Source organism: Sorangium sp. So ce394, from assembly GCF_051474665.1.
GTDB lineage: Bacteria > Myxococcota_A > Polyangia > Polyangiales > Polyangiaceae > Sorangium > Sorangium cellulosum_D.
Genome location: NZ_CP150339.1, coordinates 6635290 through 6649577, shown reverse-complemented (window position 1 = coordinate 6649577; position 14288 = coordinate 6635290). Strand labels below are relative to the sequence as shown.

10 protein-coding genes are annotated in these 14288 nt (G+C 73.3%); 7 read left to right on the top strand and 3 right to left on the bottom strand.

Features of this window, described 5'->3' with window-relative positions:
- Positions 1 to 213 precede the first annotated feature (213 nt).
- A complete protein-coding gene (gene uxuA / locus WMF33_RS24420; RefSeq protein ID WP_437339367.1) occupies positions 214 to 1287 on the top strand; it encodes a mannonate dehydratase in 1074 nt (357 codons plus the stop codon).
- Between the two features lie 63 nt (positions 1288 to 1350).
- Here the strand turns inward: uxuA and WMF33_RS24415 are convergent, their stop codons facing one another.
- Positions 1351 to 1824, bottom strand: coding sequence for an SH3 domain-containing protein (locus WMF33_RS24415; protein WP_437339366.1), 474 nt, complete (start codon positions 1822 to 1824; stop codon positions 1351 to 1353).
- Between the two features lie 652 nt (positions 1825 to 2476).
- On the opposite strand from WMF33_RS24415, the gene rnk reads away from it, so the two are divergent.
- The 4 genes from rnk (at position 2477) to WMF33_RS24395 (ending at position 7484) form a co-directional block, all read left to right on the top strand.
- The gene (rnk, locus tag WMF33_RS24410) at positions 2477 to 2899 is read left to right on the top strand and encodes a nucleoside diphosphate kinase regulator (protein WP_020736811.1); all 423 of its coding nucleotides are present in this window, start codon (positions 2477 to 2479) and stop codon (positions 2897 to 2899) included.
- A 264-nt stretch (positions 2900 to 3163) separates the two neighbouring features.
- Positions 3164 to 4144 (top strand): mechanosensitive ion channel family protein, encoded by a 981-nt coding sequence (locus WMF33_RS24405; protein WP_437339365.1) that lies wholly within the window; start codon positions 3164 to 3166, stop codon positions 4142 to 4144.
- Between the two features lie 135 nt (positions 4145 to 4279).
- A complete protein-coding gene (locus WMF33_RS24400; RefSeq protein ID WP_437339364.1) occupies positions 4280 to 5959 on the top strand; it encodes a protein kinase domain-containing protein in 1680 nt (559 codons plus the stop codon).
- Between the two features lie 73 nt (positions 5960 to 6032).
- Positions 6033 to 7484: a PEGA domain-containing protein gene (locus WMF33_RS24395; protein ID WP_437339363.1), complete on the top strand. Its 1452-nt coding sequence runs from the start codon at positions 6033 to 6035 to the stop codon at positions 7482 to 7484.
- 110 nt (positions 7485 to 7594) lie between these two features.
- Here the strand turns inward: WMF33_RS24395 and WMF33_RS24390 are convergent, their stop codons facing one another.
- Both WMF33_RS24390 and WMF33_RS24385 read right to left on the bottom strand, forming a co-directional pair.
- Positions 7595 to 11251, bottom strand: a complete 3657-nt coding sequence (locus WMF33_RS24390) for a hydantoinase B/oxoprolinase family protein (protein ID WP_437339362.1) — start codon at positions 11249 to 11251, stop codon at positions 7595 to 7597.
- Positions 11252 to 11390: 139 nt separating this feature from the next.
- Positions 11391 to 12029 carry a winged helix DNA-binding protein gene (locus WMF33_RS24385; RefSeq protein WP_437339361.1) on the bottom strand — a complete coding sequence of 213 codons (639 nt, stop codon included), beginning with the start codon at positions 12027 to 12029 and terminating at the stop codon, positions 11391 to 11393.
- A 278-nt stretch (positions 12030 to 12307) separates the two neighbouring features.
- Here WMF33_RS24385 and WMF33_RS24380 point away from each other — a divergent pair, with 278 nt between their 5' ends.
- Both WMF33_RS24380 and WMF33_RS24375 read left to right on the top strand, forming a co-directional pair.
- Complete coding sequence (locus WMF33_RS24380; RefSeq protein WP_437339360.1) at positions 12308 to 13306, top strand: Rpn family recombination-promoting nuclease/putative transposase; 999 nt, start codon at positions 12308 to 12310, stop codon at positions 13304 to 13306.
- A 152-nt stretch (positions 13307 to 13458) separates the two neighbouring features.
- A complete protein-coding gene (locus tag WMF33_RS24375) occupies positions 13459 to 14274 on the top strand; it encodes a hypothetical protein (RefSeq protein ID WP_437339359.1) in 816 nt (271 codons plus the stop codon).
- Positions 14275 to 14288: the final 14 nt, after the last annotated feature.

The window sequence follows — 14288 nt, the reverse complement described above, 5'->3', positions numbered from 1 at the left end:
CTCGGAGGGCCCGCTGCGCACGGGGTGCGCGGCGGGCCCTCGCCGTTTGTGGCGCCCCGCGCTCGGCGCCCGCGATCCCTTTGCTCGGCGTGCGGCTGGCTGTACGATGCCCGGCGCTCGCGGCGAGGAGCGCCGCGCCGCTCTGCCCCGGATCTACCCCGGATCGAGGCCGCGCCGCGCGCTCCCGCGCGCCCGCTCGAGGAGATCGCAACGATGAAGATGACCTTTCGCTGGTACGGAGAGAACGATCCCGTCAAGCTGGAGTATATCCGCCAGATCCCGGGCCTCTACGGCATCGTCTCGGCGATCTACGACGTGCCGGTGGGCGAGGTGTGGCCGGTCGAGAAGCTGGAGGCGCTCCGGGCGCGCATCGAGGGCGTCGGGCTGAAGTTCGAGGTGGTGGAGAGCGTGCCGGTGCACGAGGACATCAAGCTCGGCAAGCCGACGCGCGAGCGCCTGATCGACAACTTCTGCCAGAACATCCGCAACTGCGCGGCCGTCGGCGTGAAGGTGATCTGTTACAACTTCATGCCGGTCTTCGACTGGACGCGCACCGAGATGGCCAAGGAGCTCTCCGACGGCTCGCTGACCCTGGCCTTCGACGCCGGGGCCGTGGCGAAGATCGACCCGGAGCAGGGAATCGCGCTGCCCGGCTGGGACGCCAGCTACAAGCCCGAGGAGCTCCGCGCCGTCCTCGGCGAGTACAAGAACGTCGATGAAGAGGCGCTGTGGGCGCACCTCGAGCACTTCCTCCGGCGCATCATCCCGGTCGCCGAGGAGGTCGGCGTCCGCATGGCCATGCACCCGGACGACCCGCCCCGGCCGATCTTCGGCCTGCCGCGCATCGTCAAGAACCGCGACGACCTGATGCGCCTCGTGAAGATCGTCGACTCCCCGGCCAACGGCATCACGCTGTGCTCCGGCTCGCTGGGCGCGGACCTGTGCAACAGCATCGTATCGCTCGTGCACGAGTTCGGCGGCATGGGCCGCGTCCCGTTCGGGCACATGCGCAACGTGGCGGTCCAGGAGGACGGCACGTTCTTCGAGTCCGCCCACCTGTCGTGCGAGGGCTCGCTCGACATGGCCGCCATCGTGAAGGCGTATCACGACGTCGGCTTCGACGGCTACGTGCGCCCGGACCACGGCCGCATGATCTGGGGCGAGACCGGCAAGCCGGGCTATGGTCTGTACGACCGCGCGCTGGGCTTGGTCTACCTCAACGGCCTGTGGGAGGCGACGAGCAAGCTCTCGCGCGGAGGCGGGAGCAAGGGCGCCGGCCCCGCGTGAGCGGGGAGGGGAGTCTGGCGGGGCGGCGAGCGAGAGGCGGGTCGCCGCGCCTCGCTCCAGGGCTCAGGACGAGCCGCTCGCGCCGTCGGGCCTCTTCATGCCCCAGGCCAGATCCTCGCGCACCCAGCCCTTCCCGCCCTTTTCGTCGATGACCTGGAGCCAGCGCCCCTTGCGATCGAGGACCTTGAACACCTCGCCGCGCTCGGCCTGGAACGCGACCTCCGCGGAGGTCGTCGGCGCCTCGCGGATGTTGCCCCGCACCGCCTTGATCACGATCGTCTTGACCCTGGCCAGCAACCGATCGGCCACCCACGCGAGATCGCCCTCGAAATCCTTGATCTTGCACCACCCGCCCTCGCGCTCCAGGACCTTGACCGGGTAGTACCGGGTCGCGGTGAACTCGACGGGCTCACGCGTGGACGGGCCCGCGCGGAAGTTCGCGATCGGGACCTTGACGCTGAGCATCTCGGCCTGCGCCGCGCTCGGGAGCGCGACGACGATGAAGAACAGAACTGGCACCATCGGCCGGATGTTCACGTTTGCCTCCTCTGTGGATGGTCATGCGGCCGCGAAGGCCCTGGCGTGGAGCGATGCTGTCATGGGCTCGAGCCCGGTCGCCGCGCCCGCCCGCGGTGATGCGCACCGGCGTGCGCCCGCGCCGACCGGCCTCGTCCGAGGCGGGCGGCGCGGCCGCGGCCGCGGCCGTCGTCGCGGGCAAGCGGCGCGCCAGCGAGCGGCGTCGCTGTCCCGCCGTCCGCCGTCGCCGCGGGCACGAGCGCGTCGCGCCGAGCGGCGCCGCCGGTTCGGCGCGACGGCGGGTGGCGCGGAGGCGCGCAGCGCCTGGAAGACGTGAAGCGTTGCTCGATGGCTCGCGGAACACCACCGTGCTACCGTCTGAGCGGAATGAACGCCCGCCTGCATCTCGAGTCGTGTTCGCGGCGTCGCCGCGGCGCGCGCGGCGCGTTCCTCCCCCTGCGCGCCCGGCTGCTCTGTCCGAGGTCGCCCGCACGCTCGTAAGGGAGCGGTCTTTCGGCGCCTTTCGCCGGCCGCTCCCGGGATGAAGCGCGGGTGTCGTCGAGCACGCCCGCGTCCGGACGAGCTGGACGGGCGCGCACGCCGGCCTGCTCGCCCCCGCGCGGGCCGCCGGCCGCGGCCTGGCTCGAGTCGACAACACAAGGAGATCCTGCTCATGGCACCTCACACGAACCCCATCGTCATCACCGAGTTCGACCGCCAGCGGCTCACACGGCTGCTCGAGGCGCTCCGCGAACGGCCAGGGGGCGAATCCCCGAACCTGGAGGCGCTCGAGATCGAGCTCGAGCGCGCGGACGTCGTGAAGCCGCACGAGATCCCGCCGGACGTCATCACGATGAACTCCAGGGCCCAGCTCGTCGACCTCGACACGAAGGAGGAGCTCTGCGTGACCGTGGTTTTTCCCGGGGCCGCGGAGGTGAACAGCGGGCGAATCTCGGTGCTCGCGCCGATGGGGCTCGCGCTGCTCGGCTGTCGGGAAGCAGAAGAGGTGGAGTGGCCCACGCCGAGCCGAACCCGCCGACTCCGGATCGACCGCGTCGTCTACCAGCCCGAGGCGTCCGGTCGCTTCGATCTCTGAGGCCGCTCCGAGCGCCGCGCGATCCCCCGCGCCGGGGGCCGGCGCGAGCCCGCGGCGCTGGCCCGCGCGCCTCGGCGAGCGCTGGCCGCGACGCCCGGGCGCGCGACCGCTGCGACAATTCGGCTCCTCTGCGACATCGTGTCGCACCGTCCGGCGCGCGACGCGTCCGCCGCGTCACCGCGCGCGCCCGCCGCCGGACCTCGCACCCCCCGAGCTCGCTGGCATATGGGTTGCGGACGTCATGCGGAGGAGGTGCCATCCCCCATGGCGCAGCTCGACTCTTGGCTCGACGTCACATCCTGGCGGGACGTTCTCCGGCGCGCCGTCGCGTGGGTCATCCACGCCTTGCCGACGGCGCTGCTGCTCCTCTTCGTCGCGCTCGTGCTGCTCAAGGGGCTCCACGTCCTGTGCAGGCGCGTCGAGGTGTCGTTGATGAGGCGCAGCCGCAGCGGCGACGTCAAGTCGGTGCGCGAGATCGAGAGGCGCTCCGAGGCGCTGCTCGGCATCATCCGGACGACCGGGAGGGTCGTCATCGGGGTCGTGGTGGCGATGATCCTCCTCGTCCAGCTCGGGGTCGACATCGCGCCGCTCCTCGTGGCCGCCGGCATCGCCGGTCTGGCCATCGCACTCGGCGCGCAGGAGCTCGTGCGCGACGTCATCTCCGGCTTCTTTCTGCTCCTCGAGAACCACCTTCGGCCCGGCGACGTGGTGAGCGTCAACGGCACCTCGGGTGTCGTGGAGCACATCGGCCTCCGCACGGTCTCGCTGCGCGACGACGCCGGGGTGGTGCACGTCTTCCAGAACGGGAAGATCGACGCGCTCTCGAACATGACCAAGGAGTGGTCTGCCCTGGTGTTCGACGTGGCCGTCGCCACCACGGAGGACGTCGACAGGGTGATGCGGGTGATGCGCGAGGTCGCGCGCGAGCTCCAGGAGGACAGGCGCTACAGGGCGAGCATCCTCGAGCCGCTGGAGCTCGTCGGCGTGGAGTCGTTCGACGAGCGGGCGGTGGTCGTCCGCGCGCGCATCAAGACGCAGCCGGGCGAACAATGGCAGGTGGGGCGGGAGTACCGGAGGCGCCTCGCGAAGGCGTTCGGCGCGCACGGCATCGAGATGCCGCCCGTCCACCGGACGAGCCACGCGGCCCAGGCAAAGCCTCCGCCCAGGGCCGAGGCGAGGGCGGCGAACGGCGCGGCGAGCGGCGAGAGCGGGGCGCGGTTCGAGGGCGCCGGCGCGCAGGGGTGACGCGCGCCGCGGCGCGCGGCAGGTCGCCCGCCGGACAGCGCGGCGCGCCGGCCGAGGCGCCTGCCCACCGCGCTGTCTGCGCCTGAGCTGCGCCTGATTTGCAGCCGGGCGCCCTTCGACCTACCCTGCTCCGCCTTGGAAGGCGAGATCGTCGACCGCAAATACCGCCTTACCCGCTTGATCGGCGAGGGAGGGATGGGCTGCGTCTACGAGGCGCGGCAGACCGACTCCGGCGAGCGGGTCGCGGTGAAGCTCATCAGCTCGCAGAAGCGACGGGAGAGCGTCACCGCGCTCGGCCGCTTCCAGCGCGAGGCGCGCGCCGCGGCCGGCATCGAGACCCCGCACATCGTTCGCCTGCTCGACGCCGGGACGGATCCCGCGACCGGCTCGCCGTACCTCGTGATGGAGTACCTCCACGGGGAGGACCTCGGGCAGCTCTTGCACCGCCTCGGGCCGCTCCGGCCCGACGTCGCGCTGCGCATCGTCGTCCAGGCGTGCCTCGGCCTGCAAAAGGCCCACGAAGCCCGGGTGATCCACCGGGACATCAAGCCTGCGAACCTGTTCCTGGCGCGCTCCGGCGACGGGGAGATCGTGGTCAAGCTCCTCGACTTCGGGATCGCGAAGATCAAGCCGTCGGAAGGCGGCGTGACGACCGGGCTGACCACGACCGGGAAGATGCTCGGGTCGCCGCTCTTCATGGCGCCGGAGCAGATCGAGGACATCCGCACCGTCGATTACCGCACCGACATCTGGTCGCTCGGCGTCGTCCTGTACGCCGCGCTGGCGGGGAACGCGCCTCGTCATCAGATCGCCTCGATCGCGCGCCTCTTCGTCCTCCTGTGCACGGAGCCGGCCCCGCCCATCCAGGACGCCGCCCCGTGGGTCCCGCGCGAGATGGCCGCCGTGGTGCACCGCGCGCTGGAGCTGAAGATGGGCGACCGCTTCCAGAGCGCGGAGGAGATGCTCGCCGCGATGCTCCCGCTGGTGCCCGGCGGCCACGCGCTGCGGGAGGAGATGCTCGTGGCCGTCACGGATGAGGAGCGCGCCGTGCTGGCGCCGAGGCTCGACGTCGGCCACGCGGCGCGCCGGGAGGGGAGCCTGGCGAACGCCGCCGAGGGCCGCCCGGGCGACTCGACGACGGACGGCGGGCGCGGCCGCGCCGTGATCGCGACGTCCGGCGCTCCGATGACGAGCGGGGCGGCGGGCGCCGCGTCGGCGACGGGCGCCGCGGCGCGGTCCCGGGCGCCGGCGGTCCTGCTCGCCCTCGGCGTCGCGGGCGCGATCGCGTATTTCGCGGCGCCGCGCGCGGCGGAGCCGGGCGCCGACGCCGCCGTGGCCGCCGGCACGGCCGCGGCCAGCGCGGCGACGGCAGCGCCTGCGGCGAACGAAATCGCGGCGGCCAGCGCGTCGCCCGCGGCCAGCGCCGCGTCCGCGACGCCGCCGGAGGCGACCGATCCTGCGCCGGTCGCCCTCAGGCGGGTCGTCCTGGCCGTCGCGCCCAGCGACGCCGCCGTGGAGGTCGACGGGGTGCCCGCCGAGGTGCGCGGCGGGCTGGTCGAGATCTCCGGTGTGCTCGGCAGCAAGCACCGCGTGCGCCTCGTCCGCGCGGGGGCCGAGCGGGTGGAGGAGGTCGCCGTGACCGAGGACGGCGCGTCTCCGGCGCGGCTCGCCCTCGATGTCCCGGCGGCCCGCGCGAGCGGCGCGCCGCCCGCCAGACCGCAGCCGCCACGCCGGCCGGCGCCGGCGCCGGCGAAGGAGCCGTCGGCGCCGCCCAGGCCGCCGGCGGACCCGCTCGTCCCGAGCACGCTCCAGTAGCCGGCGGCGCCCAGAACCAGGTTGCGGGAAAGGGACAGGGTTCCTGTAAGCTGCGGGCGTCGCATCCTCGATCATGCGAATCCGGATCTGCCCTCCCCGACGCGCCGCTGCGGCCGTCGCATTGCTCCTCGCCGCGTGGGCGGCGCCGCTCTTCGCGCAGGGCGCCGGACGCGCGCAGCCCGCCGCCAGCAGGCCTGCGGCTGCGCCTTCCGGCGCCAGCGGGCCCGCGGCCAGCGCGCCTTCGGCCGCCGCGAGCGCGCCGTCCGCCACCGCGCCCGCCGCCGTGGCGCCCGCTGCCACCGCGCCCGCCACCGGCGCGCCCTCTGCCGGCGCGCCCTCTGCCGGCGCGCCTTCTGCCGGCGCGCCTTCTGCCGGCGCCGCCGCCGAGGCCGCTGCGAAGGCGGACGCCGAGGCCCGCTTCCAGCGCGGCCTGCGCATGTACAGGGCCGAGGCGTGGGAGGCCGCCGCGGCCGAGTTCCTCGAATCGCGGCGGCTCTTCCCGACGTGGGGGGCCACCTCCAGCGCCGCGCGCTGCCTGCAGAAGCTCGGGCGCACCACCGAAGCGCTCGATCTGTTCGAGTCGGTCCTCGCCGACTTCGACGACGTGCTCCCGGCCGACGCGAAGCAGGCGGCGCTCGCCGAGGTGGAGCAGCTGCGCGAGCTCGTCGGCGCGATCGCGATCGAGGGGGGCGCGCCCGGCGCGGTGGTCCTCGTCGACGGCGAGCGCCGCGCCGAGCTGCCGCTCCCGGCCCCGCTGCGCGTCGCGGCGGGCGCGCACACGGTGCGCATCCAGAAGGACGGCTTCGAGCCGTTCGAGGCGCGCGTCGACGTCCTCGGCCGGAAGACGGCGCGCGTCGCGGCGAGCCTCAAGGCGATCGAGACGCGCGGGCGCCTGCGCATCTCCGAGATCACGGGCAAGCAGCTCGGCGTCGCGCTCGACGGCGTGCGCGTGGGCACGACCCCCTGGGAGGGCAAGGTCGAGCCCGGCGCGCACGTGATCGTGCTGTTCGGCTCCGACGGCTTCGGGACGCCGCCGACCACGGTCTCCGTCAAGGCGGGCAAGGTCGTCGACGCGCCGCTCCGGGCGGTGAAGGCGCGCCCCATGCTCACCGCGGCCGACCCGGTCGAGCTCGACTACAAGAAGGGCGACCCCATCCCCCTCGGGTACCGCCTCGAGACGAACGCGCGCGGCGGGCTCATCTCCGCGGGAGCGACCATCCTCGGCGTGGCCTACACGCCGTTCTCGGTCTCGGGCACGCTCCTCGGCTACCCGGTCCTCGCCGTTCCGGTGGCCGGTCCGCTGATCCACGCGGCGCGGGTGGCGGACAGGGGGGACGAGGCGATCTTCGTGATCGACGGCGTCTTGCAGGCGGCGGGCCTCGCGATGATCGCAAGCGGCATCCTGGTCCGGAAGACGACGCTCGTGCGCGAGGACGTCGCGCGCTCCGGCCCGCGCCTCCTCGGCGCCGCGCCCGCCCGGCTCGGTCGCGACGGCCTCGGCGTCCAGGTGGTCGGCGGCTTCTAGCCTCGACGCGGACACGGCTGTCGGCCGCCGGGCCGCGGCCCGCGTCGAGACGAGGGCGCGCGCCGCGGCGGCGACGGCGCTCCCGCCCCGCTCCGTGGCCGCCCGCGCGCTCAGCCCGGCGCCGGCGCTCCGTACCCGCCGCCCCCGGGCGTCTCGATCACGAACACGTCGCCGCTCCCCATCTCGACCGACCCGATGTGCGGCAGCACCTCGGTCGAGCCGTCCGCGCGCACCACGACGTTGCGCCCGGGCGCGCCCGCGCCCCCGCCGGCCAGGCCGAACGCGGCCGTCGAGCGCCCGTTCGACAGGATCGACGCCGTCATCGGCTCGAGGAAGCGCACGGCGCGCGTGCCGCCGTCCCCGCCCGGAAAGCGCCCGGCGCCCCCCGAGCCCGCGCGGATGTCGTAGCGATCGATCCGCACCGGGAACCGGTGCTCGAGCACCTCGGGGTCGGTCAGGCGCGAGTTCGTCATGTGCGTCTGCACGACGCTCGTGCCCGGGAAGCCGCGCGCCCCGCCGGCGCCGAGCTCGATGCCCGCGCCCGAGCCGCCCGAGATCGTCTCGTAGTACTGGACCCTGTCGTTGCCGAACGTGAAGTTGTTCATGGTCGGCTGGCTGCTGGCCAGCACGCCGAGCGCGCCGTACAGCGCGTTGGTGACGCAGGTCGACACCTCCACGTTGCCGGCCACCACCGCGGCGGGCGGGCGCGGGCTCAGCATCGAGCCCTCGGGGACGATCACCTCGATGGGCTTCAGGCACCCGGCGTTCAGCGGGATGTCGTCGTCCACGAGCGTGCGGAAGACGTAGAGCACGGCGGCCATGGTCACCGCGCGGGGCGCGTTGAAGTTGTTGTCCATCTGCGCCGACGTGCCGGTGAAGTCCACCACCGCCGAGCGGCGCGCGCGGTCGATCCGGACGGAGACCGCGATCGTCGCGCCGTTGTCGAGCGGCAGCGTGAAGCGCCCGTCGCGGAGCAGCGCCGGGTCGAGCCGCGCGATCGCGAGGCGCACGCTCTCCTCGGCGTTGTCCTGCACGTGCTTCATGTAGGCGTGCACGGTCTCCAGCCCGAACTGGGCCACCATCGCCGAGAGCTCCTGCGCGCCCTTCTCGTTCGCCGCGATCTGCGCGCGCAGGTCGGCGAGGTTCTGCTGCGGGTTGCGCGCCGGATACGGGCCGCCGCCCAGCGCCGCGAGGATCTCGGCCTCGCGGAGCCGCCCGGCCTCGACCAGCTTCACGTTGTCGAGCAGGACGCCCTCCTCCTCGATCGTCCTGGAGAACGGCGGCATGGAGCCCGGGGTGATGCCGCCGATGTCGGCGTGATGCCCGCGCGAGGCCACGTAGAACAGCACGCGGGCGCCCGGGTCGTCCCAGACCGGCGTGACCACCGTCACGTCGGGCAGGTGGGTGCCGCCGTGGTAGGGGTCGTTCAGCACGTAGACGTCCCCCGGCATCATCCCGGGGTTCCGCGCGATCACGGTCCGGATCGACTCGCCCATCGATCCGAGGTGCACCGGCATGTGCGGCGCGTTCGCGATCAGGTTGCCCTCCGCGTCGAAGAGCGCGCAGGAGAAGTCGAGCCGCTCCTTGATGTTGACCGAGTGGGCGGTGTTCTGCAGGCGCAGCCCCATCTGCTCGGCGATGTTCATGAAGAGGTTGTTGAACACCTCCAGCATCACCGGGTCGACCTCGGTGCCCACCGCGCGGCGCTCGGGGCGCGGCGCCACCCGGGTGAGCGTCATGTGGCCGAGCGCGGTGATCTCGGCCTGCCAGCCGGGCTCGACGACCGTCGTGGCGTTGGCCTCGGCGACGATGGCGGGGCCGTCGATGACCGCGCCCCGCCCGAGCCGCTCGCGCCGGTACAGCGCCGCGTCGCGGAAGGCGCCCTCCGCGAACATGCGCGCGCGCGCGTCGGCCTCGGGGCGGTGCGGGCGCGCGCGCGTGTTCGCGGCGGGCCGCTCCTCGGCGGCGTCGCCCGGCCCGATCGCCTCCACCGACACGCTCTCCAGGACCAGCGCCTTGTCGGGCATCAGGAACGCGAACCGCTTGCGGTAGGCCGCCTCGAAGGCGGCGCGGATCGCCTCCGCGCCGCCGTACGGCACGACGAGGGCGGTGTCGGTGCCGTCGTAGCGCACGTGCGCGCGCTCTCGCAGCTGCACGCGCTCCGGCGAGAACCCTTGCCCCACGAGCTCGGCCTCGGCGTCGCGGCCGATGCGCGCGAGGGCCTCGCCCGCCGCGGCCAGGCCGGCCTCGTCGAGGCGCCGCTCCACCGCGGCCTCGCGCATCGCGCTCTGGTCGGAGACGCCCATGCCGTAGGCGGACAGGACGCCCGCGAGCGGGTGAACGAAGACCCGGCGCATGCCGAGGGCGTCGGCCACCGCGCAGGCGTGCTGGCCGCCGGCGCCGCCGAAGCACTGGAGGGTGTACCGCGTGACGTCGTAGCCGCGCGCCACGGAGATCTTCTTCACCGCGTTCGCCATGTTCGCGACGGCGATCTGCAGGAAGCCCTCGGCCAGCTGCTCCGGCGTGATCGGGCGCGACGTCTCGCGGCGCACCTCCTCGGCCATGGCCTGGAAGCGCCGCTCGACGACCTCGCGGTCGAGCGGCTCGTCGGCGCCGGGCCCGAACACGCGCGGGAAGAAGTCGGGCTGGATCTTGCCGAGCATCACGTTGGCGTCGGTGATGGCCAGCGGGCCGCCGCGGCGGTAGCACGCCGGGCCCGGGCTCGCGCCGGCCGACTCCGGGCCCACGCGCAGCCGCGCGCCGTCGAAGGTGAGGAGCGAGCCGCCGCCGGCGGCGACGGTGTGGATGCTCATCATCGGCGCGCGCATGCGCACGCCGGCCACCTGCGTCTCGAAGGCGCGCTCGAGCTCGCCCGCGTAGTGCGACACGTCGGTCGAGGTGCCGCCCATGTCGAAGCCGATGACCTTCTCGTGCCCGCCCGCGAGCGCGGTGCGCACCATGCCGACGATGCCGCCGGCCGGGCCGCTCAGGATCGCGTCCTTGCCCTGGAACCTGCGGGCGAGCGTCAGCCCGCCGCTCGACTGCATGAAGTAGAGCGGCACGCCCGGCATCTGGCTGGCCACCTGCTCGACGTAGCGGCGCAGGATGGGCGAGAGGTACGCGTCGACGACCGTGGTGTCGCCGCGCGAGACGAGCTTCATGAGCGGGCTGACCTCGTGCGAGGCGGAGACCTGGGTGAAGCCGACCTCGCGCGCGATCTCGGCCGCCCGCCGCTCGTGCGCCGCGAAGCGGTAGCCGTGCATGAAGACGACGGCGCAGGCGCGGATGCCGGCCTCGAACGCCTCCTCCAGCGCGCGGAGCAGCGCCGCGCCGTCGAGCGGCTCGACCACCTCGCCCCGCGCGTCGACGCGCTCGCGCGCCTCGAGCACGCGCTCGTAGAGGAGGTCGTGCAGCACGATGTGGCGATCGAACAGGCGGGGGCGGTTCTGGTAGCCGATGCGCAGCGCGTCGCGGAAGCCGCGCGTGGTCACGAGCGCGGTGCGATCGCCCTTGCGCTCGAGCAGCGCGTTCGTGGCCACCGTGGTGCCCATCTTCACGCACGCGACCTCGGCGGGGGTGATGGCCCGCCCTGGCGGGAGGCCGAGCAGGCGGCGGACGCCCTCGACCGCCGCGTCGGCGTACTGCTCGGGGTTCTCCGACAGCAGCTTGGCGGTCGTGAGGGAGCCGTCGGGCCGCCTGGCCACGATGTCCGTGAACGTCCCGCCGCGGTCGATCCAGAACTGCCATTGGCTCGAGGTCGACGTCATGGTTTGCGCTCCTTGCCAGACTACGGATCACGTTGAAACGAGCGAGAAATGAACCGCCAAGACGCAACGAGCGCCAAGAAGAGAATCGAATCTTGGCGTCCTCGGCGTCTTGATCGTTCGAAGCTCTGCGCTCTGGGGCTCACAGCGCGGCGGCGGCGCGGGCCGCCTGGTCGTACACGCCGGAGAGCCTGCGCAGGAGCCGCGCGAGCTCGCCGATCTGCCGGTTTTGCGCCTCGTCGGGCTCGAGCGTGCCGATGAGGAAGGCCTCGCGGTGCTCGGCGTAGCGCCTCACGTGATCGCGGCCCTGCGCGGACGTCGCATAGGTCACGTCCTTGCCCCTGCGGCTGACCTCGACCACGCCGAGGGCCTGCAGCTTCTTCAGCGAGTAGCTGATGACGTGGGTGTCCTCGTTCATGACGAAGCAGATGTCCGACAGCCGCTTGTCGCGCTCGCGGTGGTTCACGTGGTGCAGCACGCGCACGTCGAGCGGCGTGAGGTCCGGCAGCCCGGCGGCGGTCATGCAGTGGACCATCCAGCGCGAGAACGCGCTGTTCGCGACGATCAGGCCGAACTCGAGCTCGCTCAGCTCCGGGCTGCGCGGCGAGACGAGGTGCGCCGACGACACGATGTGCGGCGCGGCGGCCTGGCCCTCCGCGGGCCCGGCGCCCGGGCGACCGCGCGCCTCGCTGTTCGGGCGACCCGCCTGTTCCGGGCGGGTCGTCGGGCCCTTCGACGCGGCGCTGCGGCGCTTCGCGGTGCGCCCTCGGGGGTTCTCCATGGCCGGATGATGGACCTGGATGCCGACATTTTGCCAACAAAATATTAACATTTTAACATGTTGTTGATCTTGTTCATGATCTAGCCTCTGCCCGTCGCCCCGTCGCGCCATGCTCCCGCGCGAACCGCGCGACGCAGGCGTGCCTGGGGGCGCGCCGGCCCCCTGCGGATGGCCAGGCGAGCCATGAATTACGGAGAGACGCCTCAATGGATGCGTAAAAACTCATCGCCAAAAAGGGTGTCAGCGGCGTGCCCATGAGGCATGGTGTCGCCCGACCGATGCAGACCAACGCGCATGATGCGCTGTTTAAAGCCGCTTTTTCGCAGGTCGAGCACGCGGCGGGCGAGCTGCGGCAAGCGCTGCCGCCCGAGCTGTCGTCGCGGATCAACTTCGCGGATCTACGGCTGTGTCCTGGCAGCTTCGTGGATGAGGCGCTGAAGGAGCGGCAGAGCGACCTCCTCTTTTCGGCTTCGATGGGCGAAGCCCGCGTGCTCCTGTATCTCCTGTTCGAGCACCAGAGCACGGTGGAGCCGCTGATGGCGTTCCGCCTGCTCCGCTACATGGGGCGGATCTGGGAGCATCACCTGGCCGAGCACCCGGGGTCGAAGCACCTGCCGGCGATCGTGCCGGTGGTGCTGCACCACAGCGAGAGGGGCTGGGCCTCGGGGACATCGTTCGAGGAGCTGCTCGACCTCGACCAAGGCGCGCGGGCCGCGGTGGGCGAGCATGTGCCGCGGTTCCGGTTCGTGCTGGACGACCTCAGCCAGGAGGCGGACGAGGCGCTGAAGGCGCGGGCGATGAGCGCGTTCTCGCGCCTGGTCCTCTGGTGCCTGCGGCACGCGCGGGAGCCGGAGGAGCTGCTGGCGCGGTTGGGGAAGTGGCTCGACCTGATGAACGACGTGCGGCGCGCGCCGAACGGGGCGGAGGCGCTGCGGATGATATGGCGGTACATTCTGGCGACGAACGAGCGCGACGAGGCGGACGAGGTCCTGGAGCGGCTCCTGGCCGCGGCAGGAGAATCCTGGAAGGAGGAGATCGTGTCGGCAGCCGATCAGCTGGTGGAGCGCGGAAGGCAGGAGGGGCTGCGGGAGGGCCTGCGGGAGGGCCTGCAACAGGGGCGCCGGCACATGTTGCTGAGGCAGCTGGGCGCGCGGTTCGGCGTCCTGCCCGATGCCGCCGTCGCCCAGATCAACGCCGCCGACATCGCGGAGCTCGATCGATGGTCCGAGCGCGTGCTCACCGCGCCCACGCTGGCCGACGTGCTGAGCGAGCCCTGAGGGCACCTTCTTCCGTGAAGGAGCCGGTTGGACCGCCCTGATCACGGCCCCGCGCCCGCGTGTGCCCATTCGGAACCGCAGTTCAGCCCTGTACAGCCGTTCGCGCGGCGTGGTAAACGCCTGAGCAGGTCTCAGCGAGAGAGCCTGCTCGAATGACCAGCCAGAAACCCCTTCCGCACGTCACCGCCGCCCGCGCCGCCGGGCTTGCCGCGCTCCTCGACGCGACGGATCCCGCCGCGGCGGACGAGCGCGCCGGGATCGCGGAGCGGCACTTCGAGCGGGCGCGGCGGGCGCGAGCCGCGCGGCGCCAGGCGCCCGCGACGCCCGACGTCGGCGCCCCTTCGCCGCCCGGCGGCGCGCCGGCCGCGGAGAGCGCGCGGGAGTACCTGCACGCCGCGCCGACCCGCTCGCCGGTGCTGAACGCCTTCCTGAACGAGCTCGGCGCCGAGCGCGAGGCGCTCGTGCCGGCGAACGTCCACGTCTTCGACGAGCACACGCTGGCGCCGAGGCTCGTCGAGATCGCCCGCGAGCGCGTGGTCTCCATGCTGCTCGCCGTGGGCAGGACCGACGTCGCCCTGACCCTCGCGCAGATGCCGCGGATCGCCAACGAGCGCGCGGCGCGGCTCTTCATGCGGCAGGCGGTCCACGTCGGCGGCGATCTCGGGGCGATCACGCGCGACTACGCGCGGCACTACCGGCGCTCGGGCGCCCCGGACCGCGACGACCAGCGCGCGGCCTGCATCATGGCCACGTTCGCCGGGCGCCTGAGCGCCATGGCGGAGAAGCTCCTCGGCCCCCACGTGCGCGCCGAGCTGCGGGCGGCGCTGGAGCAGCTCACGTCGCAGGGCGGCGCTCCCGCGCGGCGCGCGCGGGCGAGCGAGCTCCGGGCCCCGCAGGGCGCCGGGCGCGCCGCCGCCCCGACGGCGGCGCTCGGCGCAGGCGCGACGACGCGCCCGAGGGGCAGGTAGGCGGCTCGGCCTCT

Coding starts and splice junctions, on each gene's coding strand:
- uxuA (WP_437339367.1), top strand. CDS start 214: ATGAAGATGACCTTTCGCTGGTACGGAGAGAACGATCCCGTCAAGCTG.
- rnk (WP_020736811.1), top strand. CDS start 2,477: ATGGCACCTCACACGAACCCCATCGTCATCACCGAGTTCGACCGCCAG.
- WMF33_RS24405 (WP_437339365.1), top strand. CDS start 3,164: ATGGCGCAGCTCGACTCTTGGCTCGACGTCACATCCTGGCGGGACGTT.
- WMF33_RS24395 (WP_437339363.1), top strand. CDS start 6,033: ATGCGAATCCGGATCTGCCCTCCCCGACGCGCCGCTGCGGCCGTCGCA.
- WMF33_RS24390 (WP_437339362.1), bottom strand. CDS start 11,251: ATGACGTCGACCTCGAGCCAATGGCAGTTCTGGATCGACCGCGGCGGG.
- WMF33_RS24385 (WP_437339361.1), bottom strand. CDS start 12,029: ATGGAGAACCCCCGAGGGCGCACCGCGAAGCGCCGCAGCGCCGCGTCG.
- WMF33_RS24380 (WP_437339360.1), top strand. CDS start 12,308: ATGCAGACCAACGCGCATGATGCGCTGTTTAAAGCCGCTTTTTCGCAG.
- WMF33_RS24375 (WP_437339359.1), top strand. CDS start 13,459: ATGACCAGCCAGAAACCCCTTCCGCACGTCACCGCCGCCCGCGCCGCC.